Source organism: Kribbella sp. NPDC051952, assembly GCF_040680855.1.
Lineage (GTDB): Bacteria > Actinomycetota > Actinomycetes > Propionibacteriales > Kribbellaceae > Kribbella.
Genome location: NZ_JBFAXQ010000001.1, coordinates 649,767 through 673,482, shown reverse-complemented (window position 1 = coordinate 673,482; position 23,716 = coordinate 649,767). Strand labels below are relative to the sequence as shown.

At 67.8% G+C, this 23,716-nt stretch carries 22 protein-coding genes; 12 read left to right on the top strand and 10 right to left on the bottom strand.

What is annotated here, in order from left to right:
- From AB0L70_RS03305 to pknB, 5 genes are all read left to right on the top strand, one after another.
- Entirely contained in the window at positions 1-483 is a 483-nt protein-coding gene (locus AB0L70_RS03305) for an FHA domain-containing protein (RefSeq protein ID WP_363679411.1), read from the top strand.
- Positions 484-493: 10 nt separating this feature from the next.
- The gene (locus tag AB0L70_RS03300; RefSeq protein WP_363679409.1) at positions 494-1,885 is read left to right on the top strand and encodes a protein phosphatase 2C domain-containing protein; all 1,392 of its coding nucleotides are present in this window, start codon (positions 494-496) and stop codon (positions 1,883-1,885) included.
- Positions 1,882-3,279: an FtsW/RodA/SpoVE family cell cycle protein gene (locus tag AB0L70_RS03295; protein WP_363679407.1), complete on the top strand. Its 1,398-nt coding sequence runs from the start codon at positions 1,882-1,884 to the stop codon at positions 3,277-3,279. The genes AB0L70_RS03300 and AB0L70_RS03295 overlap by 4 nt, the downstream gene beginning before the upstream one ends.
- Positions 3,276-4,730 (top strand): penicillin-binding transpeptidase domain-containing protein, encoded by a 1,455-nt coding sequence (locus AB0L70_RS03290; protein WP_363679405.1) that lies wholly within the window; start codon positions 3,276-3,278, stop codon positions 4,728-4,730. The genes AB0L70_RS03295 and AB0L70_RS03290 overlap by 4 nt, the downstream gene beginning before the upstream one ends.
- Positions 4,731-4,843: 113 nt before the next feature.
- Complete coding sequence (gene pknB, locus AB0L70_RS03285) at positions 4,844-6,694, top strand: Stk1 family PASTA domain-containing Ser/Thr kinase (RefSeq protein WP_363679403.1); 1,851 nt, start codon at positions 4,844-4,846, stop codon at positions 6,692-6,694.
- A 53-nt stretch (positions 6,695-6,747) separates the two neighbouring features.
- Here the strand turns inward: pknB and AB0L70_RS03280 are convergent, their stop codons facing one another.
- Together AB0L70_RS03280 and AB0L70_RS03275 are read right to left on the bottom strand one after the other, a co-directional pair.
- A complete protein-coding gene (locus AB0L70_RS03280; RefSeq protein WP_363679401.1) occupies positions 6,748-7,365 on the bottom strand; it encodes an aminodeoxychorismate/anthranilate synthase component II in 618 nt (205 codons plus the stop codon).
- Between the two features lie 29 nt (positions 7,366-7,394).
- Positions 7,395-8,165: a DUF881 domain-containing protein gene (locus tag AB0L70_RS03275; protein WP_363679399.1), complete on the bottom strand. Its 771-nt coding sequence runs from the start codon at positions 8,163-8,165 to the stop codon at positions 7,395-7,397.
- A 98-nt stretch (positions 8,166-8,263) separates the two neighbouring features.
- On the opposite strand from AB0L70_RS03275, the gene AB0L70_RS03270 reads away from it, so the two are divergent.
- Positions 8,264-8,524 (top strand): cell division protein CrgA, encoded by a 261-nt coding sequence (locus tag AB0L70_RS03270; protein ID WP_363679397.1) that lies wholly within the window; start codon positions 8,264-8,266, stop codon positions 8,522-8,524.
- A 161-nt stretch (positions 8,525-8,685) separates the two neighbouring features.
- Here the strand turns inward: AB0L70_RS03270 and AB0L70_RS03265 are convergent, their stop codons facing one another.
- Complete coding sequence (locus AB0L70_RS03265; RefSeq protein ID WP_363679395.1) at positions 8,686-9,132, bottom strand: Lrp/AsnC family transcriptional regulator; 447 nt, start codon at positions 9,130-9,132, stop codon at positions 8,686-8,688.
- Between the two features lie 81 nt (positions 9,133-9,213).
- Between AB0L70_RS03265 and AB0L70_RS03260 the strand changes: the two genes are divergently transcribed.
- The 4 genes from AB0L70_RS03260 (at position 9,214) to AB0L70_RS03245 (ending at position 12,263) form a co-directional block, all read left to right on the top strand.
- The gene (locus AB0L70_RS03260; RefSeq protein ID WP_363679393.1) at positions 9,214-9,798 is read left to right on the top strand and encodes a PQ-loop domain-containing transporter; all 585 of its coding nucleotides are present in this window, start codon (positions 9,214-9,216) and stop codon (positions 9,796-9,798) included.
- A 59-nt stretch (positions 9,799-9,857) separates the two neighbouring features.
- The gene (locus AB0L70_RS03255) at positions 9,858-10,382 is read left to right on the top strand and encodes an EXLDI protein (protein ID WP_363679391.1); all 525 of its coding nucleotides are present in this window, start codon (positions 9,858-9,860) and stop codon (positions 10,380-10,382) included.
- Positions 10,383-10,521: 139 nt separating this feature from the next.
- Positions 10,522-11,484, top strand: coding sequence for an ATP-binding cassette domain-containing protein (locus AB0L70_RS03250; protein WP_363679389.1), 963 nt, complete (start codon positions 10,522-10,524; stop codon positions 11,482-11,484).
- Entirely contained in the window at positions 11,481-12,263 is a 783-nt protein-coding gene (locus AB0L70_RS03245) for an ABC transporter permease (protein WP_363679387.1), read from the top strand. The genes AB0L70_RS03250 and AB0L70_RS03245 overlap by 4 nt, the downstream gene beginning before the upstream one ends.
- On the opposite strand, the gene AB0L70_RS03240 is transcribed toward AB0L70_RS03245, so the two are convergent.
- On the bottom strand, positions 12,260-12,940 hold the full coding sequence (locus AB0L70_RS03240; RefSeq protein WP_363679385.1) for a pyridoxamine 5'-phosphate oxidase family protein: 681 nt from the start codon (positions 12,938-12,940) through the stop codon (positions 12,260-12,262). The two genes, AB0L70_RS03245 and AB0L70_RS03240, sit on opposite strands and share 4 nt — an antisense overlap.
- 70 nt (positions 12,941-13,010) lie before the next feature.
- On the opposite strand from AB0L70_RS03240, the gene AB0L70_RS03235 reads away from it, so the two are divergent.
- A complete protein-coding gene (locus AB0L70_RS03235; protein WP_363679383.1) occupies positions 13,011-14,381 on the top strand; it encodes a PLP-dependent aminotransferase family protein in 1,371 nt (456 codons plus the stop codon).
- On the opposite strand, the gene AB0L70_RS03230 is transcribed toward AB0L70_RS03235, so the two are convergent.
- From AB0L70_RS03230 to AB0L70_RS03210, 5 genes are all read right to left on the bottom strand, one after another.
- Positions 14,368-15,285, bottom strand: a complete 918-nt coding sequence (locus tag AB0L70_RS03230; protein WP_363679381.1) for a hypothetical protein — start codon at positions 15,283-15,285, stop codon at positions 14,368-14,370. The genes AB0L70_RS03235 and AB0L70_RS03230 overlap by 14 nt on opposite strands.
- Before the next feature lie 65 nt (positions 15,286-15,350).
- A complete protein-coding gene (locus AB0L70_RS03225; RefSeq protein ID WP_363679379.1) occupies positions 15,351-16,253 on the bottom strand; it encodes a hypothetical protein in 903 nt (300 codons plus the stop codon).
- Between the two features lie 70 nt (positions 16,254-16,323).
- Positions 16,324-17,220 carry a glycoside hydrolase family 43 protein gene (locus AB0L70_RS03220; RefSeq protein ID WP_363679377.1) on the bottom strand — a complete coding sequence of 299 codons (897 nt, stop codon included), beginning with the start codon at positions 17,218-17,220 and terminating at the stop codon, positions 16,324-16,326.
- A complete protein-coding gene (locus AB0L70_RS03215; protein ID WP_363679375.1) occupies positions 17,220-19,451 on the bottom strand; it encodes a family 43 glycosylhydrolase in 2,232 nt (743 codons plus the stop codon). The genes AB0L70_RS03220 and AB0L70_RS03215 overlap by 1 nt, the downstream gene beginning before the upstream one ends.
- A gap of 13 nt (positions 19,452-19,464) precedes the next feature.
- The gene (locus AB0L70_RS03210) at positions 19,465-20,949 is read right to left on the bottom strand and encodes an alpha-N-arabinofuranosidase (protein ID WP_363679373.1); all 1,485 of its coding nucleotides are present in this window, start codon (positions 20,947-20,949) and stop codon (positions 19,465-19,467) included.
- A gap of 120 nt (positions 20,950-21,069) precedes the next feature.
- Here AB0L70_RS03210 and AB0L70_RS03205 point away from each other — a divergent pair, with 120 nt between their 5' ends.
- Positions 21,070-22,068 (top strand): LacI family DNA-binding transcriptional regulator, encoded by a 999-nt coding sequence (locus tag AB0L70_RS03205; protein WP_363679371.1) that lies wholly within the window; start codon positions 21,070-21,072, stop codon positions 22,066-22,068.
- Here the strand turns inward: AB0L70_RS03205 and AB0L70_RS03200 are convergent.
- Positions 22,065-23,678, bottom strand: a complete 1,614-nt coding sequence (locus AB0L70_RS03200; RefSeq protein ID WP_363679369.1) for a M14 family zinc carboxypeptidase — start codon at positions 23,676-23,678, stop codon at positions 22,065-22,067. The genes AB0L70_RS03205 and AB0L70_RS03200 overlap by 4 nt on opposite strands.
- Positions 23,679-23,716 lie beyond the last annotated feature (38 nt).

Sequence of the window (23,716 nt, the reverse complement as noted above, 5' to 3'; positions counted from 1 at the left end):
ATGTCGGAACTGACCCTGACCCTGATCAAACTGGGGTTCCTGGCCCTGTTGTGGATGTTCGTCCTCGCGGTGCTGTCCGTGATCAGGTCCGACCTGTTCGGTGCGAAGGTGGACAGCCGCGCCGCGGTGGCCGCCGTACCGCAGGCGTCCCGGACGCCGAAAACGACCAAGCCGACGAAGAAGCGCAAGGGGCTGCCCGGGTCGGTGACGATCGCGGACGGCCCGCAGGCCGGTGTCGGCGCGACGCTCGTGGACGAGCCGGTGATCATCGGTCGCGGCTCGGACTGTCAGATCCGCCTCGACGACGACTACTCTTCCACCCGGCACGCGCGGTTGTTCCAGTCCGAGGGCTCCTGGTGGGTCGAGGACCTCGGCTCGACCAACGGCACGTACCTGGACGGCCAGCGGGTGACCCGCCCGGAGCCGGCTGAGATCGGCGGCTCGATCCGGATCGGCCGGACGACGCTGAACATCGCGAAGTAGGCCTGCCTCGATGACCCTGTCGCTCGACTACGCAGCACTGTCCGATGTCGGACGGGTGCGCCGCAACAACGAGGATTCGGCGTACGCCGGTCCGCACCTGCTGCTGCTCGCCGACGGTATGGGCGGCGCCGCGGCCGGTGAGGTCGCCAGCGCGGCCGCCGTCCAGGTGATCCGTCGGCTGGACACGGCCGAGATCAGCGGCGACGACATGATCGAAGCGCTGGCCGGAGCGGTACACCGGGCGAACGAGCGGCTGTCGGAGCTCGTCGAGGAGGACCCCGAGCGCGAGGGGATGGGCTCGACCGTCACCGCGCTGATGTTCGACGGGCAACGGCTCGGACTCGCTCATCTCGGCGACTCCCGCGCGTACCGGATGCGGGACGGGCTGCTCTACCAGCTGAGCCACGACCACACTTTCGTGCAGTCGCTCGTGGACGAGGGCCGGATCTCCCAGGAGGAGGCCTTCACCCACCCGCACCGCAACCTGATCCTGCGCGTGCTGGACGGCCGGCCGGACTCCGATCCGGACCTGGAGATGCTCGACGTCCAGGCCGGCGACCGGTTGATGCTGTGCAGCGACGGCCTGCCCGACTACGTCAGCGACGAGGTGATCGCCGCCTCGATGGCATCCGGTACGCCGGACTCCGTCGTGGTGGAGCTGATCACGCACGCCCTCGAGGCCGGGTCCAACGACAACGTCACCTGCGTGGTGGCGGACGTGGTCGAGACCTCACCCACGAGTGGGACCTCGGCGCAGCTCGTCGGCGCCGCCGCGGAGCTCGCCCAGGGCGGGACCGGCCGCGGTGAGCCCACTGTCGGCGTACCGGGTGGTGGCGGTAGTGGTGGCGGTGGCCGGGCTGCGGCCGCGCTCGATCCGGAGGAGTTGCGGTACGCGCCGCGGCCCCCGAAGCGGTTCCCCTGGTTGCGGCGGATCGCCGTACTGGTGGTGATTCTCGGGGTGATCGGTGCTGGTGGCTGGTTCACGTACAGCTGGACGCAGAAGCAGTACTACGTCGGCACCGACGGCGATTACGTGGCGATCTTCAAGGGTGTGGAGGCGGACCTGCCGGGTCTGTCGCTGTCGAAGGTGTACGAGAAGCAGCCGCTCGAGGTGAACAAGCTGCCGACGTACAGCCGCCAGCAGGTCGAGGGCAACATCCAGGCCGACGACCTGGCCGGCGCGCGGACGATCGTCAGCGAGCTGAAGCGGACCGCGGACGAGTGCGCCGCCAAGGCCAAGCCGACGCCGACCCCGAAGCCGAGCACCACGCCGGTGTCGACCCCGCCGAAGCCGCCGGTCTCCACGCCGCCGAAGCCACCGGCGACCGCCCCCAGCAGCACCACGCCGTCAACGACTCCCAGTACGCCGGTCGACCCCGACGACTGTGACGGGGTTCGATGAGCATCGCCTCGACCTCCGTCATCCAGATCATGCCGCGCACCAGGCGCGGCGTGGAGTTGCTGCTGCTCATCATCGCGGTCGGCGTTTCCGTCGGCGCGTACGTGAACATCGGCATCACCGTCCAGGACAAGGTGCCGGCCAGCACGGGGTACTACGCCGCCGGCATCGCATTGCTGGCCCTGATCGCCCACCTCGCGCTGCGCTACCGAGCGCCGTACGCCGATCCCGTTCTGCTCCCGTGTGCCGTGCTGCTGAACGGCCTCGGCGTCGCGATGATCCATCGGATCGACCTCGGCCTGGCCATCGTCGCCGAGGCGAACGGCCGGACCCCGAAGGCCGCGGCCGCGCCGCAGCAGATCACCTGGACCGCGGTCGGCATCATCTTGTTCCTCGTTGTGATCCTTGTGATCAGAGATCACCGCCGCCTGCAGGCGCTCACCTACACCGCCGGCCTGGCCGGTCTGGTGCTGCTGGTCCTGCCGCTGATCCCGGGCCTCGGCGTGAACCTGAACGGCGCCCGGATCTGGATCCGGCTGGCCGGGATGTCGTTCCAGCCCGGTGAGTTCGCGAAGATCTGCCTGGTCGTGTTCTTCGCCGGCTACCTGGTGGTGAAGCGCGACGTACTGACGCTGGCCGGGCACCGCTTCCTCGGCCTCGATCTGCCCCGGGCCCGCGACCTCGGCCCGATCGGCATCGCCTGGGTGGTCAGCCTGGGTGTGCTGGTGTTCGAGAGTGACCTCGGTTCGTCCCTGCTGTTCTTCGGCCTGTTCCTGTTCCTGCTGTACGTGTCCACCGAGCGGGCCGGCTGGCTGATCATCGGTGGCCTGCTGTTCGCCGGCGGAGCGTACTTCGCGTACATGACGTTCGGCCACGTGCACCGTCGCGTCGCCGACTGGCTCGACCCGTGGGCGATCGACGGCGGCCAGGTGAAGCTCGGCCTGATGGGTCAGGCCTGGGGCGGCGTCCTCGGCCGCGGTCTCGGCCAGGGCCACCCCGAGGCCACTCTGTACGCGAACAGCGACATGATCATCTCGTCGTTCGCCGAGGAGCTCGGCCTGACCGGGCTGATCGCGATCATCCTGATCTACACACTGATCGTCGAGCGCGGCCTGCGTACGGCGCTGGGCTGCCGCGACATCTTCGGCAAGCTGATCGCGACCGGTCTGGCCATGTCGTTCGCACTGCAGGTCTTCGTGATCGTCGGTGGTGTCACCGGGCTGATCCCGCTGACCGGTCTGGCCACGCCGTTCATGGCTCTCGGTGGTACGTCGCTGGTCGCGAACTGGGCGATCATCGCGCTGCTGCTGCGGATCAGTGACCAGGCCCGCCGACCGCAGACGCCGGCCGCTCCCGTGTCCGACGAAACGATCGCAATGGCGGTGCAGAAGGCATGAACTCGGCGATCCGACGACTGGCCGTGGCCGCGATCATCCTGATGCTCGCGCTGATGGCGAACTCGACGTACCTGCAGGCGTTCCGGTCCGGCGAGATCAACGGCCGCAACGACAACAACCGGGTGCGCGACTCGCAGTTCTCGATCAACCGCGGCCCGATCCTGATCGGGAGTACGCCGATCGCGCAGAGCAAGCCGACCAACGACCGGTTCAAGTTCCAGCGCACGTACACCGCCGGGCCGACGTACGCACCGGTGTCCGGGTTCTACTCGTACGTGTTCGGCCGGGGCGGGATCGAGCTGACGATGAACTCCGAGCTGAACGGCTCGGACCCGTCGATGGCGTTCCGCCGGATCATCGACGTGATCAGCAACCGGCCGCAGCAGGGTGGCAGCGTGACCCTGACGCTGAACGCCGCCGCCCAGCAGGCGGCGTACTCCGGTCTGTCCGGGAAGACCGGCGCGGTGGTGGCGATCGAGCCGAAGACCGGGCGGATCCTGGCGATGGCGACCAGGCCGTCGTACGACCCGAACCTGCTGGCCTCGCACGATCTGGACAAGGTCGGCGCCAGCTGGAAGAACCTGATGGAATCCCCGGCCAAGCCGCTGTCGAACCGGGCCGTCCAGGAGCTCTACCCGCCGGGTTCGACGTTCAAGCTGGTGACCGCGGCCGCGGCGCTGTCGAGCAAGAAGTACACGCCGGAGACCAAGGTGAACTCGCCGGCCGAGCTGCCGTTGCCGCAGACCACCACCCCGCTGGTGAACGAGGACCTGAAGAACTGTGGCGGCAGCAACAACGCGACCCTGACGATCGCGCTGCGGTACTCCTGCAACACCGCGTTCGGCAGCGTCGGCCTGGAGCTCGGGCCGGACGCGCTCCGCGAACAGGCAGCCAAGTTCGGCTTCGGCGAGAAGCCGCTGACCGAGCTGCCCGGTGTCGCCACCAGCCAGTTCCCCGGCGACCCGAACCAGCCGCAGACCGCGCAGTCCGCGATCGGCCAGTTCGACGTCCGGGCCACCCCGCTGCAGATGGCGATGGTCGCGGCCGGGATCGCGAACAAGGGCGAGGTGATGAAGCCCTACCTGGTCCAGAACGTGAAGACCGCGGACCTGAAGACGGTCTCGGAGACCAAGCCGGAGACGCTGCACCAGGCCGTCACCGAGCAGGTCGCGGCCCAGCTGACCGGAATGATGGTCGACGTCGTCAAGAACGGCACCGGCCGCCCGGGCCAGATCGACGGCGTCACCGTGGCCGGCAAGACCGGTACGGCGCAGACGTCGAAGGAGCGCCCGCCGTTCGCCTGGTTCACCGCCTTCGCACCGGCCGAGGACCCCAAGGTCGCGGTGGCCGTGCTGATCGAGGACGCGAACGTTCCCCGCACCGATGTCGCCGGTGGCACCTTGGCGGCTCCGATCGCCAAGAAGGTGATGGAGGCGGTGCTGGGCCAATGAGCACAATACGGAATGATGCCGTCACAGCGTGTCTTTCCGACGGGGATCCACGTGTGGCGGAAGCTACCGTGGGCAAATTGAGTGTGTTTCCAGACAGGTTGGAAGGCTGAGTCATGACATCGCAGGCACGTCTCGTCGGCGGCCGATACGAAGAAGGCGAACCGCTCGGCCGCGGCGGCATGGCCGAGGTCCGCAGGGGCGTTGACAACCGGCTCGGCCGGTCCGTCGCGATCAAACGGCTGCGGGTCGACCTGGCCAGCGACGCCACCTTCCAGGCCCGGTTCCGCCGGGAGGCCCAGTCGGCCGCCTCGCTGAACCACCCGACCATCGTGTCGGTCTACGACACCGGCGAGGAGCCCGACCCGAACGGATCCGGCGTCACCATCCCGTACATCGTGATGGAGCTGGTGACCGGGAAGACGCTGCGCGACCTGATCCGCGAAGGCCGCAAGATCATGCCGGAGCGCGCGCTGGAGATCACCTCCGGCGTACTCGAGGCGCTCGACTACAGCCACCGGGCCGGCATCGTGCACCGCGACATCAAGCCCGGGAACGTGATGCTGACCCCGCAGGGCCAGGTCAAGGTGATGGACTTCGGCATCGCCCGCGCGGTCGCCGACACGTCCTCCACGATGACCCAGACCGCAGCCGTCATCGGTACGGCGCAGTACCTGTCGCCGGAGCAGGCCCGCGGCGAGACCGTGGACGCCCGCTCCGACCTGTACTCGACCGGCTGCCTGCTGTACGAACTGCTCACCGGCCGGCCGCCGTTCGTCGGCGAGTCGCCGGTATCGGTCGCCTACCAGCACGTCCGGGAGCAGCCGCTGCCGCCGTCGTCGTTCGACCCGGACATCCCGCCGGAGGTCGACGCCGTCGTACTGAAGGCGCTGGCGAAGAGCCGCGAGGAGCGGTACCAGAGCGCGTCCGAGATGCGGCAGGACATCCACCGGGTGCTGGCCGGCCAGCAGGTGACCGCGCCGATGGCACCGGTCGCCGCGATGTCGGAGACCCGCGCGATGGCACCGACGCAGGTCGCGCCGTCAACGCAGGCGTACCGTCAGTCCGCGGCCGACGACCTGCTGCCTCCCGGTGGTGACGACGACGACCTGGATCAGGACTCCCGGTCGCGGCGCAACCGCGGGCTCGCGTACTTCCTGCTGGGCCTGGCGATCGTCGCGGTCGCGGTCGGTGCCTACGCGCTGTTCACCAGCATGGGCGACGACAACAAGGGCGGTGCCGGCGCGACCAACACGCCGCCGGCCAAGGTCGCCGTACCGGATGTGACTCGTAAGTCGCTGGCCGAGGCGACCACCCTGCTGACCGACAAGGGCCTGAAGGTCGCCTCCACCTCGGAGAAGAGCGACAGCATCGGCCGGGGCCTGATCATCCGGCAGACGCCGGAAGCCGACACCCAGGCCGACGAGGGCTCCACCGTGAACGTGGTGGTCTCGGCCGGCCGTACGGCGTTCCCGGTGCCGAACGTGATCGGGATGACCGAGTCGAAGGCCCGCAGCACGCTCAAGGACGCGGCCGGCCAGTTCAAGGTCAAGGACAAGGCGGTCGAGCAGGACAGCTCGGAGAAGAAGGGCACCGTACTCGCGGTCGCCCCGGACCCGAACGGCACCTACGCACCCGGCACAGAATTCACCCTGACCGTTTCGTCGGGCGTGCAGCAGGTCGACGTGCCGGATGTCGTCACCCAGACGCAGGACGACGCGACCGCCACGCTGAAGCAGCTCGGTTTCCGGGTCGGCTACGCCTCCGCCAGCCAGCCGAACGCCGCCGACCAGACTGTGCTCCAGCAGAGCGTGAAGGCCGGCACGAAGGCGGCGAAGGGCACCTTGATCACGCTGACGATCAACAACGTGCAGGAGACCTCGCCGCCGCCGAGCCAGCCGACCAACTCGGACACGCCGTCCACGACACCGACGTCGCCAGGCATCACGATCGGCGGCGGCGGCTGACAGTGAAAACCCCCGGGCAGTTGCCCGGGGGTTTTTCGTTGCCTGCCGACGACTTAGCTGACGACGGGAGCCAGACCGACCGAGCGGGAGACCGCGTCCTGGTCGCCGCAGATGGTCAGCCAGTTGGCGAGCATCCGGTGGCCGCCCTCGGTCAGCACGGACTCGGGGTGGAACTGCACGCCCTCGACCGGGAGGTCGCGGTGCCGGGCCGCCATGATCACGCCGGCCTCGGTCCGGGCTGTCACCTGCAGTTCGTCGGGCACGGTGTCCTGCGCGATCGCGAGCGAGTGGTACCGGGTCGCGGTGAACGGCGACGGGAGTCCGGAGAGTACGCCGGCGCCCTCGTGGAACACCTGGCTGGTCTTCCCGTGCAGCAGCTCGTCCGCGCGCCCGACGACACCGCCGTACGCGACGCCGATCGCCTGCAGGCCGAGGCAGACGCCGAAGATCGGGACCTCGCCGCCCTTCTCCTTGACGATGTCCACACACGCGCCGGCCTCTTCCGGCGTACCGGGGCCGGGTGAGAGCAGGACACCGTCGTACGCCGTGACGTCGTCAGGGGTGACCTCGTCGTTGCGCAGCACGGTGGTGTCGGCCTGCAGTTGCTGCAGGTACTGCACCAGGTTGTAGACGAAGGAGTCGTAGTTGTCGACGACAAGGATCCGCGGCATGCGGACCATTGTGACAGCAACCGCGACAGCTAACGCCCGGTGACCGTCGGGCTGGCTGACGGGGTGCGCGGGAAGCCCGGGACGGTCGCGCTCTGCAGGTCCAGAGTGCCTTCGTACGCCGGCATCGCCATCGACGACTCGTTCTTGACCTCGTAGCCGAGCTGGAACTTCACCACGTAGTCCTGCAGGTTCTCGATGTACTGCGAATCGTCCAGCGCCTGCTGCAACTTCCGCCGATCCCCGATCGCGCTGATCTTGTACGGCGGCAGGTACGGAACGCCGTGCAGTACGACGGAGTTGCCGACGCACTTGATCCCGGTGGTGGAGATGACCCGGTGGTTCTGGATCGAGATCGCGTCGGCGCCACCGGCCCAGAGTGCGTTCACCACGGCCTGGATGTCCTGCTGGTGGATCACCAGCCAGTCCGCGTCGACGTCCGGGTTCTCCTTGACCACCTCGGACGGCGCGTCCTTCAGCGTCACGGTCAGGCCGGGTCCGGTGACGGCTGTCGTGCCGACCTCGTCGGACAGGTCCTTCAGCTGCTTGGCCAGTTGCGGATCGATCGAACCCTGCTGTGCCTGCAGCTTCTCGATATCCTGGGTCAGGGCCGCGTGCTGGCGGACCAGGCTGGCGCTGCGCCGGCTCTGTTCCTCCACGAGTCCCGCGAGCGTAGTGTTGCGACTGGGCCGCAGGTCCGTCCCGCGGGCGTTGGTGGCGCTGGTCGCGAACAGCAAACCGGCGCACAGCAGAGCCAGTGGCGCTCCTGCCCGCCACAGTGAAATCCGCCTGAACCTACGCACCCGTGATCTCCATGTGCTCTCTGCACTACGCTAACGCAGGACCGGACCCGCACAGGTCCTCGGCGGTCAGCTTATGCGTCCTTACAAGGAGTTCAGTCGTGCCCGAGTCGAGCAGTCGCAACAAGAAGAAGACCGAGAAGGTCAAGGCGGAGAAGACGCCGAAGAAGCCGCGTACCTCCAGCCGCGCCTGGGTGGCGCCGCTGATGCTGGCCTGCTGGCTGCTCGGACTCGCCTGGCTGGTCGTCTTCTACGTGGCCGGTCAGAACATCCCGGTGATGGACGACCTGGGCAACTGGAACCTGCTGATCGGCATGGGCCTGATCGCGGTCGGCTTCGTCGTCTCCACCCAGTGGGTCTGACCCGGCCCAGCGGCGGAGTTATCCACATCTGTTTCCCCAGCTGTGCACACCGTTTTCGCGAACTTATCCCCAGCTGATCCCCGACTTCTCCACCGAATCCGGCCAAAAGTCGTTCAAATCTGTGGATAAGTCGGGTTTGAGCCAGCTAGTTTCCACACCGTTCACGCCGGCAGCGGCCGGTTGTCCACGACCTTCTTCATCACGATCGTCGACGTGAGTCGCTGGACGCCGGGCAGCCGGGCAAGTCGTTCGTCGCGGAGCCGCTGGAACGCGGCGATGTCCGCGGTCGCCACCCGAACGAAGTAGTCGGGCTCCCCGAACAGCCGCTCCGCGTGCACCACCTCGGGGATCTCCGCGAGCCCGGCCTCGAACCCGGCCACCGACTCCTCCCGGTCCATCGTCACCGCGAGCAGCACCTCGAACCCGTGCCCTACCGCGGCCGGATCGACGACGGCCCGATACCCGCCAATCACCCCGGACCGCTCCAACTCCCGGAGCCGCCGGTGACAAGGCGCCGCACTCAACCCGATCCGTTGGGCCAACTCCGTCACCGTCAGCCGACCCTCCGCCTGAAGCACGGCAAGGATCTTGCGATCGATCGCATCCATGGCGAAGATACTATGCTGAATCTCGTCGGATGAGCATGAATTAGCAAGATATCGTCCCGGATTCAGCCGTAATCTTGCGTCATGCTCGACTTCCTGCCCGTCGCGGCGGCCGCGTTCGGCATTCCGCAGTACCTCCCGCAGATTCTGAAGCTTCGCCGGACCGGTGACACGGCCGGTGTTTCGTGGTCGTGGGCGACGCTGACGAGCATCAACAACGCCGCCTGGTTCTGCTATTTCATGGCCTCCGGCTACTGGACCGCGAGCCTGCCCTCGACCGCCGCGGCCTTGCTGGCCGGCTCGCTCTCGGTGCTGCTGGTACGACGTGGCGCGGTGAACCGGCGTGCGATCGGCTGGATCGGCGGGTGGGTCGGCCTGCTCGGGACCGCCGCTGTGCTCGGTGGGCGGATCGGGCTCGGCACACTCCTCGCCGCGGCGAGCATCGTCCAGGTCACGCCGTCGTTGTGGACGGCGTACCGGACTGTGCGCCCGTCCGGGATCTCGCCGGGGACCTGGGTGCTCGTGTTCGGTGAACTGTCCTGCTGGTTCGTCTTCGGCCTGTGGAAAAGCGACGGCCGGCTGATCACCCTAGGCACGACCGGAGTCATCGCGAGCCTGCTGATGCTCGCCCGGGTGCGGCAGGCCGGCCTCGTCTCTGCGTCTACGTAGAGATGTATGTAGACATGTGCGTAGTCGTCTGCGTATAGTTCTACGTAGGAGGAGACACCATGCCGAACAAGACGATCTACGTGTCCGACGACGACCTGCCGCTGTACAAGAAGGCGCAGGAGCTTGCCGGGAATCTGTCCTCGGCGATCTCGACGGCGCTGCGCAAGTATGTCGAGCTGGAGGAAGGGCGGCTCGAGGGGTACGAGGAGATCACCGTGCGGGTGGGCCGGGGAGCCGGCCGCAAGCAGCGGTTCTCCGGCGTACTGCTCGCCGAGGGCGGCCGGTCCAGCAAGCAGGGTTACGAGGCCTTCAAGGTCTACCGGAGCCGGACCGGTAAGTACGTCCTGCACGCCGACCGCAGCAACATGTTCAGCGTCGGCGCCGACGACGAGCAGTACCTGAGCGGCTGGCGCTCCTGGATCGGCAACTGGAGCAGCGACCAGTCCTGGAGCATGGCCCAGGGCGAGGCCAGCCTCGACGTGGTCGACACCGTCGAGGAGCTCCGCGAGCTGATCCCCGAGGACCTCTACGAACTGGTCGAGGAAGCCTCGAACCACCCCGCGGTGGAGGACCTCGACATCTAGTCCCATCCCAACGATCCGGCGGCCCGACCCGTAGGCCGGTCGGCTGGATCAGCACGCCCTGAACCTCCTCCTACAGACCCCCTTAGCCACCTGGGTCAGGTTCACCCTGCCCAAAATCACTCACCCCAAGGACTCCACCATGTCAGCAGCGATCGACGTCCGTGGACTGCAGAAGTCGTACGGCGAGAAACTCGTGCTCGACGGCATCGACCTGAACGTTGCCGAAGGCACCATCTTTTCCCTGCTCGGCCCGAACGGCGCCGGCAAGACCACCGTGGTGCAGATCCTGGCCACCCTGATCACCGCCGACGCCGGTGAGCTCCGGGTAGCCGGGGTCGACCTGCACCAGGACCCGGAGGCGGTCCGGTCCGCGATCGGCGTCACCGGTCAGTTCTCCGCGGTCGACGGTCTGCTCACCGGCCGCGAGAACCTGATCATGATGGCCGACCTGCACCACCTCGGCCGTCAGGAGGGACGCCGCCGGGCCGACGAACTGCTCGAGCGGTTCGACCTGGTCGAGGCCGGTTCCAAGCTGGCCATGACGTACTCCGGCGGCATGAAGCGGCGCCTCGACCTGGCGATGACGCTGGTCGGCAGCCCGCGGATCATCTTCCTGGACGAGCCTTCCACCGGTCTCGATCCGCGCAGCCGGCACAGCATGTGGCAGCTGATCCGGGAACAGGTCGCCACCGGCGTCACGGTCTTCCTCACCACGCAGTACCTGGAGGAGGCGGACCAGCTCGCCGACCGGATCGCCGTACTGGACCACGGCCGGATCGTTGCCCAAGGCACCCCGGAGGAGCTGAAGCGACTCGCACCCGGCGGGCACATCCGGCTGCGGTTCACGTCGCCGGACGACTTCGCCCTGGCCGGTCGCGTGCTGCCGACCGCGGCGCAGGACGCCGAGGCCCTGGTGCTCCAGGTGCCGAACGACGGCAGTGTGCACTCGCTGCGGGCCCTGCTGGCCCGGATCGAAGAGGCGTCCCTCGAGGTCGACGAACTGACTGTCCACACCCCCGACCTGGACGACGTGTTCTTCGCCGTCACCGGTCAGCCCACCCACGAGACTTCGAACGAGAACGAGAAGGTGACGACGAAATGAGCTACGCACTCCAGGACACCGGCACACTGCTTCGCCGCAACCTGCGGCACGCCCAGCGTTACCCCGGCCTGTCGCTCGGCGCCGTCGGGATGCCGGTCATCATGATGCTGCTGTTCGGCCTCGTCTTCGGTGACACGTTCTCGGCCGGGCTCGGCGGCGGCAAGGGCTTCGACTACATCGACTTCCTCACCCCCGGCATCCTGCTGATGTCGATCGCGTCCGGGACGATGTCGCCCGCGGTCGGTGCCGCGATGGACATGACCGAGGGCATCGTGACCCGGTTCCGGACGATGGCGATCTTCCGGCCGGCCGTGCTCACCGGGCACGTACTGGGCAACGTGCTCGTGACGATCGTCAGCCTGGCCCTCGTGGTCGGCTTCGCGATCCTGATCGGGTTCCGCCCGAACGCGTCGTTCGGCGAGTGGGTGCTGGCCGCCGGATTGCTGATCGCGCTGACCGTCGCCCTGACCTGGTTCGCGATCGCGCTGGGCCTGACCAGCAAGACCGCGGAGGGGGCGAGCAACATCGTCCTGCCGATCAGCCTGCTGCTGCCCTTCCTGAGCAACACGTTCATCCCGCTGGAGTCGATGCCGAGCGGCATCCGGTGGTTCGCCGAGTACCAGCCATTCACCGCGATCATCGACACCCTGCGGCACCTGTTGCTGGGTGCGCCGATGGACAACGGCAACGGCTGGCTCGCCGTCGCCTGGTGTGTCGCCATCGGGCTGGTCGGCTACCTCTGGGCCCAGAAGAGCTACAACAAGGGCACGGTCGCCTAGCTCGGTGCCCCCAACCGGTTCGCCCGGGCGCGGATGTGTGCGGGCACGAGCAGGTCGCAGTCGGGGTTGTTCTCCGGTTCGGCGGCCACGACGTGGAGCGGGATCACGCCTGTCCAGTAGGGCAGGTCGAGGTCCTGCTCCTCGTCGTTGGCGGGCCCAGACCGCGTCTTCACGGACGCTTCGGTGAGGGACAACGCCAGTACGGACGTCTTCGCGAGCTCCTTGCGGTTCGGCGGCCGGGTGGCGTTGGAGCGGCCGGGGACGAGGTGGTCGACGATGCAGTTGAGAGCGTGCAGCTTCTCGTCCGGGTCGGTCACGAGCTCGGGTACGCCGAAGATGACGGCGGACCGGTAGTTCACCGAGTGGTGGAAGGCGGAGCGGGCGAGGACGAGACCGTCGGCGTGGGTGACGGTGACGCAGATCGTCTGCTGCGGCGCCGCGACCACACTGCGGGCCGCGACCGAGCCGTGCAGGTAGAGCGTCCCGTCGAGCCCGCGGTCCGGATCCACGCCGTACGCCGTCGGCAGTACGAGCGGAGCCCCGTCGACCACGACACCCAGATGGCAGAACATGCCGTCGAACAGCACGTCGTACAGTTCCTGGCGGTCGATCCCGGCCCGTTCCTTCGAACGGCGCAGCGCGGTCCGGTCAGTCGGCTGGAGCGGTGTGGTGGTCATGTAATCAGGTTCCGGGTGGGAGTGGCATGCTGGCACGGTCCATTCCCGTACGAATCAGGTAGTCCATTTCGTGGAGAGCTCGCTACCGCTGACGATCGACCGCAGCGCCGACCTGCCGTTGCACCTGCAACTGGCCGAACAGTTCCGCGCCGCGATCCTGGACGGACGGCTCCAGGCCGGCCACCGGCTCGCGTCGACCCGTGACCTCGCCCGGGAACTGTCCGTGTCCCGGTCCGTGACGCAGGCGGCGTACGACCAACTGCACGCGGAGGGGTGGATCGAGGGCCGCACCGGCGCCGGGACCTTCGTCACGGACGTGGTGCCGCTGCAACCCGCCGTACGACGTCATGCCCCGACCAAGCCGGCCACGGAGCCTCAGCTGCTCACGCTGCGACCGGGCATCCCGTACATCGCACCGACCCCCGACCCCGGTTGGCGGCGGGCGTGGCGGGAGGTCTCGACGCAGTCACCGGCCCCTGGGTACGACGATGCCGCCGGACTCCCGGCACTCCGCGCGGCGCTGGCCGATCACGTCGGCCGGGTCCGTGGGATCGCCTGCGGACCGGAGAACGTCCTCATCACCAATGGCACCGTGCACGGCCTGCGACTGCTTCTCGCGGTCACCCGGAAGCCGGGGGACCGGATCGCGATCGAGGATCCCGGTTACCTGAACGCGGTCGTCGCCGCTCGCCACTACGGGCTCGAGATCGTCGACGTACCGGTGGACGAGGACGGACTCCGGGTCTCCGCGCTGACCGACGTACCGGCCGTCTACGTCACGCCCTCGCATCAGTATCCGCTCGGCGGCCGGCTACCCGTTGCCCGCCGCAACGAACTGATCCGGTGGGCCCGCCGGACCGGGGCGCTCCTGATCGAGGACGACTACGACAGCGAGTTCCGGTACGACGTCGCGCCGCTGCCAGCGCTCGCCCAGCTGGACCTGGACCGGGTGGTCCACCTCGGCACACTGTCGAAGACGATCAGCCCGGCCCTGCGGCTGGGCTGGCTGGTCGCCTCCGAGCAGATGATCGACCGCCTCGCCACCTTCCGCGCCGAGTCCGGCGACTGGCCGGGCTGGCCGATGCAGGCCGCCCTGCTCGCCATGCTCCGCGACGGCTACCTCGACCAGTCGATCCGCCGCAGCCGCCGCCTGTACGCCGACCGCCGGGTCCACACCTGCACGGTGCTGTCGCCGTACGGCCAGATCATCGGCCAGGACGCAGGCCTGCACATCACCCTGCTGCTTCCGGACACCGTCGACGACGTGAAGGTCGCCGCGGCCGCCCGCGCCGCCGGCGTCGTCATTGCGCCACTCTCCGAATACCGCCGCTCGACCTCAGGCCCACCAGGCCTGGTGATCGGCTACGCAACGCCAAGCACCAAGGATCTGCACAAGGCCCTCAACATCCTGACCCAGGTGCTCGACGTCAGCCGCCGTTGAGGGGATCCAGGTAGGGGAGCGCGCCCCAGCGGAAGTAGACCGGGTCGTTGAAGCTGGTCTGGACCTTGCCGAGGCCGTTGATGACGGTGGCGGCGCCGTTCGCGTGACCGACGGCGTACAGGTAGCCGGCCTTGGATTCCTTGTCGATGGCAAGCAGGATCGTGCCGTACTGGCCGCACTTGTTCGCGATCAGCTTCTCGAAGCCCTGCCAGGTCTTGGTGCGCACCGGCTTCACGATCGGCTTCATCGGCGCCTTCACCGGGAGCTGGATCGTGTACAGCGCGCCCCCGCGGGTGTTCGCGAGGAAGGTGTCGTACGTCGCGGTCTTGCTGATCAACGCCATCGACTTGACCGAGGCGAACCCCGGCGCGGACCCGGTCGCCTTCCAGAACCACTTGTCGACGCTCCACCGGAACAGCGTCCCGTCACTACGCAGCCCGTACGCCGTGTTCCGGGCCGCCCCACTCGCGTAGTACTGGGACGTCTCGAGCGCGGTGAAGTTCGCCCAGCCACCGCCGACCCGTTGGGTGTCGTTCGGCTGGCCGGAGTCGATCTGACTCATCGAGTCGATCCAGTACGAGCGGTAGTACAGCGAGTCCCCCTGAACCACCCAGCCCTCGTTGCCGGCGCCCGCGCTGTGCGGGTCGCTGGTGAACGTCGTACTGAGTCGCACCGCTCCGGGTGAGAAGACGTTCGGCGTGACGCCCGGGAACCCGATCGAGACCGGTGGATAGCCAACGGTGATCCCACTACTGGAGTGGGCACCGTTGGCCAATACCGAGCCCGGGTACATGCCACAGACGGCGGCCGATCCCTCCACGGCCGCGTCGGTGGCGTGCGCGGGTGTGACAACCGCCGCGGCCAGAGCCGCGCCGGCAAGCGCCGGCAGCATCCTTCGAATCACGGTCGCGCTCCCAGGTCTGCAGATGGTTCACAGACCTAGATGCGCGACCGGCCAGAAAAGTTACGTCACTCGCCGTTGATCGGGTCGAGGTCGGAAACCACACCCCAGCGGAAGTAGACGTCGTCCGCGAAGGTGCCGTTCACCTTGCCGAGCCCGTTGATCACGGTGGCGGTGCCGTTCGCGTGACCGAAGGCGTACGCGTAGCCGCTGTTGGTGTCCTCGTCGATGCCGACCACCATGGTGCCGCCGGACTTACCGCACTTCTCCACGATCAGCTTCTCGAAGCCCTGCCAGGTCTTCGCGCGCACCTGCTTCACGATCGGCTTCATCGGCGCGGAGACCGGGATCCGGATCGTGTACAGCGCACCGCCGCGGGTGTTCGCGAGGAAGGTGTCGTACGTCCCGGTCTTGCTGATCAGCGCGATCGACTTGACCGACGCGAACCCGGTGGCCGAGCCGGCCGCCTTCCAGCCGCTGCCGAGGCTCCAGCGGAACAGCGTGCCGTCGCTGCGCAGCCCGTACGCGAAGGTGTGGTACGGCTTCGCCTGGGTGTAACTCGAGATCTCCAGCGCGGTGAAGTTCGTCCAGCCACCGCCGACCCGCTTCAGGACGGGATCGGTCACGCTCGGGTTGTAGAAGTGGTAGTAGAGGCTGTCGCCCTCGATCACGTAGCCGTACCGGTCCACCCCGGCCACGTTCGGCTCGGCGATGAACTGGGTGCTGACCCGCACCTTCCCCGGGGGATAGACACCCGGCTCGACACCCGGCTTGGTCATCGTCGGCGGGGTCCCCGCGATCACGTCCGCGGCCGAATGCCCACCGGCCGCGGTCACCGAACCCACCCGGGTCGTACAAGCAGCAGTCGCCCCGGCTGTCGTCGTCCCGGTAGCCTGCGCGGCCGGCGCCAACGCGGCTCCGGCCAACGCCACGACTCCAGCTACCAGCCCGACCATCTTGCGTCGCTTCACACTCTCTCCCCAGTCTCAGTTCGTAGTCGATCAACCAACCTGATGCGCGAACTGCGACAAAGGTTACGGTCTAGTGTGGTTCAGGTTGGCCGGGGTTGAGGCGAAGCGGCGGTTGTACGACGGGGGAGTCGTCCACCCAGGTGAGTTCCGAGAGCCACATGCTGCGGCCGGGATGACCCGGACTCCAGGCGTGGTACACGAACCAGTCACGATTGTTTGCCCTGAGCACCATGTTGTGGCCGGGACCCGAAGCGTCGGTGGAGCTGGTCAGGATCGGGTCGCCTGACTTCACGCACGGCCCGGTCGGACTGTCGCAGAGCGCATGACCGACGGCGTACGCCGGCTGGTCGAAGGCGTTCCCGGAGTAGAAGAGGTGGAACTTGCCGTCGCGTTCGACCATGTACGGCGCTTCGACCAGGTTGCCCTCCCACGGCAGGGTCTGCTTGATCAGGCGATGCGTCGGGCCGACCAGAGTGAGGCCGTCGGGGGACAACGCGGAGACGTAGATCCAGGTGTCGACGCCGATCGCGTTGCCGTCGTTCTTCCAGTACAGCCAGCGATTTCCGCTCGAGTCGAGGAACGGTGACGCGTCGATCGACCCGCCCTCGTCGAGCTGTGCGATCAGCGGCAAAGGAGATTTGTCGACATATGGACCTGTCGGCGTCGACGCGACCGCAACCCCGATGCATTGCATGCCGGAGGCATCGTCACGGCTCGTGTAGTACATGACGTACCGATCAGGAGCATGTACGGCGACCTCCGGCGCCCACACGCGCCCCGGGGACGTCCAGCCGGGCAACGCCGGCAACGCGTCTCCGACCTCTGCCCACGAGACCAGGTCGGTCGACCGCAGCGTCTGGATGTTGCCCAGCGCACCGTTCGTCGCGAACGCGTAGTACACGTTGTCTACGGCAACAACTTGCGGATCCGCGAAGTTGTTGCCGTAGACCGGATTGGTGAAACCCATCACTTGCTCTCGTAGAAGCGGAGGTAGTCGAACGTCGCTACCGGGGGCGGGTTGGCGCCGGTGAACTCACCATGCGCGTACAGGCCGATGCGGGCCTTGGCCGGGAGCACCCACGAGGCGCCCCACGTCCAGTTCTTGCCGTCGACCGAGGTGCCGGCGCGGTAGACATGCTCACCGGCAGAGTTCACGTGGTAGGCCAACCGCATCCACAACGTCGGCGCCGACCGTCCGATCGCCGCAGCGCCGTACGAAGTCGCACCGTCCGACGGTCGCGCGACCAACTCGCGCCCGTACTCGGTCTGGCGGGTCTTCCAGATCGCCACGTTCCCCAGCCGCGCGAAGTCGCTGTCGTTCAGGTACGCGACCATCCCGGCCTGCTGGTAGTTGCGGACGTCGTCCACACCTGTGTCGAGGTGCAGCTTGGTCTCCGCGATCCAGCTGTCCCGGTTCGGCGTGGTGTGGAACAGCAAGCCGGCATTGTTCGCCGGACCGGACAGGTCAGCGTTCTCCAACGGCCACGACAGCTTGCCGCTGGCGACAACCGCGTTGGCGTCCGGCCGCACCCACGACCAATCCGCACCGAGCCCGCCGTTGAACTCGTCCCCGGCCAGCAACTTCCCGGCCCTCGGTACGTCGGCCATCCGCGTCACCGGCTTCGCCACCGGCCGCACGGTCAGGTTGTCGACCTCGGCCGACCCGAGCCATCGCACCGGCGCGGAGCCGAGCTTCAGACCCGGTACGGCGAGTTGGGCCTCGGCGTACACGTCACCCAGGCCGGCGTCGTTCACTCGCGCGGTCACGGTGGAACCGACCACCTGGACGCTCAGCTTGTTCCACTGCGTCCGGTCGAAGTCCGCCGACAGCTTGACCGAGGTGGTCCGCCGTCCGACAACAAGCGTGAGCCGGCCGCTGGTCACACTGGCGACGACCTTGTTGCCCACCACAGTCGTGAAGGACGAGCCGAGCCGGACGTCAGCCTCCACCCGCAGCGAGCCGCCAGGAGCCGCCTGCCGGGTCTGAGCCACACCCGCGATCGCCGCGGTCGGACCGCCGAGCGTGTCACCCGGCTGCCGACGAGCGCCGACGAGACCACCAGCTGGGTCGGTGGAGTCGATGCCGAGGCCTGACCCAGTAGTCGGCGCCGGTACCGGTCCCTCCGACGGGCCGAGTCCGGCCCGCGTCCGTGGCCAGCCGTCGATCCAGTCGATCTTGTCGATCAGCATCGGCCGCCGGTTGATCCCGAACGGGTCGGTCAGCCACGGCGTACCGCGGTCGATCGCGTGGTAGACGATGTGGTCCTGGCCGGCCGCGTCGGTGATGAACGCGTGGTGGCCCGGTCCGATCCACTTGTTGCCGTTCTGCGTGATGACCGTCGTACCGCCGACGCGGGAGTCGGTCATGGCAGCGCCGTCGGCGTCGACGAAGGGTCCGCGGGGAGACTTCGATCGCCCCGCGAAGACGGAGTAGCCGGTGGTGGGACCGGCGCAGCAATTCATCGACGAGCCCATCAGGTAGTACCAGCCGTCGCGGTAGACGACGTACGAACCCTCGTAGCGGTCGCCGATCGTCACCTGGGTCGGCGTACCGACCGCGTGCATGCCGTCGGGCGAGAGTTCCGTGACGGAGAGGCCGCCGTAGAAGCCGCCGTAGTAGAGGTACCGCTTGCCGTCGGCGGCCGTGAGGAGTGCCGGGTCGATGGTGCCTAAGTACCCGCCGGCGCCGTCCGGCCGCGGAGCGACGACCGGACCGTCGGACGCGGTCCATGGTCCCGCCGGGGTCGGGGCGGTGGCCACACCGATGGCGGGATCGCCACCGGGGTTGGCCGCGGTGTCGGTGACGGTGAAGTACATGACGTAGCGGCCGCCGAAGTACCGGATGTCCGGCGCCCAGAAGAAGGAGCCGGGTGCGGCCCAGGCCGGCTTGGTCTGGTCGCTGAAGACCGTCCCGAGGTACTCCCAGGAGCTGAAGTCCTTGGTCCGGGCCATGTGCATCAGCCCGAACGGGCCGTTCGCGACCAGCGGGTCGGAGGTGGCGTACGCGTACCAGTAGCCGTCGCGGCCCTGGATGATCGACGGATCGGCGAAGGTGTCGGCGAAGCCGGAAGAGATTGCGTTCGTCGTGGTGACCACGGGCGCGGGCGCTGCGGTGGCGGCCGACGTACCGGCGACCACCACAATGACAGCAAGAGCTGCGGCTAAGAGACGCTTGGCCGTACTGAATTCTTTGGGCACAGGGCGGGTCCCTTCAGTTCAGGCGGATCACATGCCACGAAGCGGGCGGCAGTGTGGCGGTGCAGATCCCGTCGACAACCTCGGTGCCGTCGACATGACGCGGCACCACCCGATCCGGGTCGTCGGCGGTGTTGACGGCCCTACGGTCGTCGTCGGACAGAGCCAGGTGTTCGATCAGCCGGCCGCTGACCGGGATCTCCAGGTCGATCTTGTCGGTCTCACTCCGGTTCACCACGAAGATCGCGGTCTCACCGGTCTTCTCGTCGTACGTCGCTGTGCTCCAGAGCGCCGGGATCCGCCCGAACGCGGCGGTGTCGACCGACGGTCCACCCGTGACCGCGGTCTGCAGGACGGTCGGACCGGCGTACCGGGCGGTCAGCGCGAACGGGTGGAAGATCGTCTGTCGCCAGGCGCGACCGTCGGGCTCGGTGCGGATCGGGGCGATCACGTTTACCAGTTGCGCTAGGCAAGCAATCTTCACGCGATCCGCATGGCGGAGCAGGGTGATCAGGAGACTGCCGACCACGACCGCATCGTCGACGGTGTAGGTGTCCTCGATCAGTGGGCTGACCTCGCGGATGCCGAGTCCGAGTTCACCGGGGAACTCCTCCTGGCGCCAGACGTTCCACTCGTCGAAGGAGAGCGTGATCTCCTTGTTGCTGCGTTTCAAGGCCTTCACGTGGTCGGCGGTCGCGACCACCTCGGAGATCATCCGGTCCATCTCCTCGGACGCGGCCAGGAAGCTCGTCTGGTCACCGTCGTGCGGTTCGTAGTACGCGTGCAGGCTGATGTGGTCGACCAGGTCGTAAGTGCGTTCCAGTACGACGCGCTCCCACTCGCCGAAGGTCGGCATACTCGCGTTGCTCGAACCGCAGGCGACGAGTTCGAGCTCCGGCTCGACCCGGCGCATCGCGTTCGCGGTCTCTTCGGCCAGCCGCGCGTACTCCTCGGCGGTCTTGTGGCCGATCTGCCAAGGGCCGTCCATTTCGTTGCCCAGGCACCACACTTTGATGCCGTACGGCTCGGTGTTGCCGTTCGTGACGCGGCGGTCCGGGAGCTCGGTGCCGGCCGGGAGGTTGCAGTACTCGAGGAGTTCGACGGCTTCCTTGATGCCGCGGGTGCCGAGGTTGACCGCCCAGATCGGCGCGACCTCGGCCTTGCGGGACCAGGCCATGAACTCGTCGGTGCCGAACTGGTTCGGCTCGATCGCCCGCCAGGCGAGGTCGAGTCGCCGCGGCCGCTGGTCCTTCGGCCCGACGCCGTCCTCCCAGTCGTAGTTCGAGACGAAGTTGCCGCCCGGGTAGCGGATCGTGGTGACACCGAGCTCGCGGACCAGGTCGAGCACGTCCTGCCGGAAGCCGTCCGGATCGGCGGTCGCATGCCCGGGCTCGTAGATGCCGGTGTAGACGCAGCGCCCCATGTGCTCGACGAACGAACCGAACAGCCGCCGGTCGAGCGCACCGACCACGAACGCGGGATCCACGATCAGCCGTGCCATCGGGTCTCCCATCAAGGGTCTGCAACGTTTAACGTGGAGTTCTACAACGATTGACATCTGCTGTAAAGGGTTCGGCCTCATGGCACACTCAGGCCACAGACCGGTGAGCAGGAGGAACGGATGACGACCAGGCTGAGCGACGTGGCGGCGCGGGCCGGGGTCTCGGTGAAGACCGTCTCCAATGTCATCAACGACTACCCGCACATCACCGCCCGGACCCGGGCCAAGGTCGAGGCCGCGATCGCCGCGCTGGACTACCGCCCGAACGTCAGCGCCCGCTCGCTCCGCAAGGGCCGCTCCGACTTCATCGCGCTCGCGATCCCGGAGATGGCCTCGCCGTACTTCGCCGAGCTCGGCGCCGCGATCAGCCGGGCCGCGAAGCGCCGCGGTATCACCGTGCTGATCGACCAGACCGAGGGCGAGACGGATGCCGAGAAGCTGGTCCTGGACGGGATGCGCGGACAACTGATCGACGGCATCATCTTCTCCCCGATCACCACCACGCCGGCCAAGATCAGCGCCGCCGCGACCGGCAAGCCCTTGGTCCTGCTCGGTGAGCGCCCACCCGGCGACAACTTCGACCGGGTCGCGGTCGACTCGGTGCAGGCGTCGTACGACGCCACGAGTCATCTGATCGCGATCGGCCGCCGGCGGATCGCGGCCATCGGTGTCGGCGGCACCAGCACGGGTGCGGTCCGGCGGAAGGGTTACCGGAAGGCGTTGAAAGCGGCCGGAATTCCGCACGACCCGGCGCTCGAGTTGGCCGGCACCGGCTATCACCGCCCGGACGGCGCGGCCTCGATGCGCGAGCTGCTCGCGTTGCCCGAGCCGCCGGATGCGGTGTTCTGCTTCAACGACCTGCTCGCGCTCGGCGCACTGCGGACCCTGGCCGACGCCGGGCTCTCGGTGCCAGGTGACGTAGCGGTCGTGGGCTTCGACGACATCGAGGACGGCCGGTACCACTCGCCGTCGCTGACCTCGATCTCGCCGGACAAGGAATGGCTGGCCGACAACGCGGTCGGCCTCCTGCTCGAGCGGATCGCCGGGAACGGCGAGGCCGCACGCCGCGACCTCACCGTCCCGTTCACATTGGAGATCCGGGAGTCGACGGCCGGCTAACAGGTCAGGTTCGCGGTGGCGGTGGCGCCGCGGGCGACCGTGATCGGTTTGGTCTCCTTCACCTGACCGGCTGGGCGTTCACAGGTCAGCGTCCACGACTCCGTCCCGCCTTGCTGTACGACGGTCGGCCGGGTCGACGGGTTGGTGTGCCAGCTGTACGCGCCCGCGGCCGGGACGGTCATCGTGGTCTCGAGGGTGTCGGGCAGCTGCGTCCCGTTCCACGTCTTCGTCGTGAACGACTTCTTCAACCGCAGTACGGCGCCCGCCGGAGCGGTCCCGGTGATGATCGAGTGCCGGGCCGGGTTGATGGTGGACTCGGCTGCGAGCAGGTAGGCACCGCGATTGCTCGCGTACATGTTCACCACGGTCGAGAAGGCCGGGTGGAAGGTACTTGTCCCGTGTTCAAAGGTGAAACCGAGTCCGCCGGTCGCGTAGTACGACCAGTCCTCGGCGACGCCGGTGGTGTCGTAGAGCTGGTAGCTGTACTGACTCGTGTACCCGTTGATCGCGGCCATCTGGTCACCGAGGGACTTGTAGATCGCCTCGTCCGGCGTGATCGGCGCACCGGCGTACCCGGGCTCGCGCAGGACCAGGTTCGAGTACGTGTGATTGGAGATCAGCGTGGTCACCTGATGCTGCGACACGAGCGCCTGGATGTTGCGCGACTCGGGCTCACTGAACGCACTCGCGCCCCGGTACGTCTCCGAGGTCAGGCTGCTCGACGCACCCGGACCACCCCAGAAGCCGGAGTAGTTCCGGTTCAGGTCGACCCCACGAGACCGGTACGACGACTGCGAGCACTGCCCGGCCGTGGGGATCTGCCCGTTCGTGACCCGGCAGTTCTTCCGCTTCAGCTCGTACCCGAGCGTGCGGCTGAGGTTGAAGCCGTCCGGGTTCACCACCGGTACGACGATCACCCGCGACCTCTCCAGGATGTTCGTGATCCGCGGGTCGGTGCCGTCGTTCTTCAACAGGTCGTACGCGAACTCGAGCGTGAGCTCACCCGACGGCCACTCCCGCGCGTGGTGCAGACCGAGCATCAGGAACACCGGCTTGCCGTCGCTCACACCGACGTTGTGGGTGATCTCGAGGCCGCGAATCGTCCGGCCCTCCAGCGATTTCTCCTTCAGCGTGAACAGCTTCGCCTTCGACGGATACTGCTGCGCAAGACCGGCGAGCTCGTTGTCGTAGTCGGCCAACTGCCGGTACGCCGTACGCCCACTGGGCAACGTGGCTGCGACAGTCTTGTTCCGGACCGCCTGTGCATAAGCGGCATCGGCCTTCTCCCGTCGACGATCGGCACCGACCAGATCGTCCTCGAGCGTCGACCACGTGAAGCCGGCCAGCTGCAGCAGCCGGCGATCACTATTGCTGTAGGCAACGACATCGACGTACTTCGGTCCGGCCGACTCGGCCAGGTCGAGATCGAGACCGGCCAGGCGTTTGCGGTCGGCCTGGGTCGGGGTGTTGACGCGGAGGAGCTGGATCAGCTCGCCGACGGCCTGCCGATCCGGTGGTGCGGTCGCTTGAACCTGGCCGACGGCACCGGCGGTGAGGACCGCGGCCAGGGCGAGCGGGATGAGACGAGTCCATCGGGTGGGGCGGAACACGATGACCTCCAGTAGTCAAGTTGTTGCTATTCGTAACT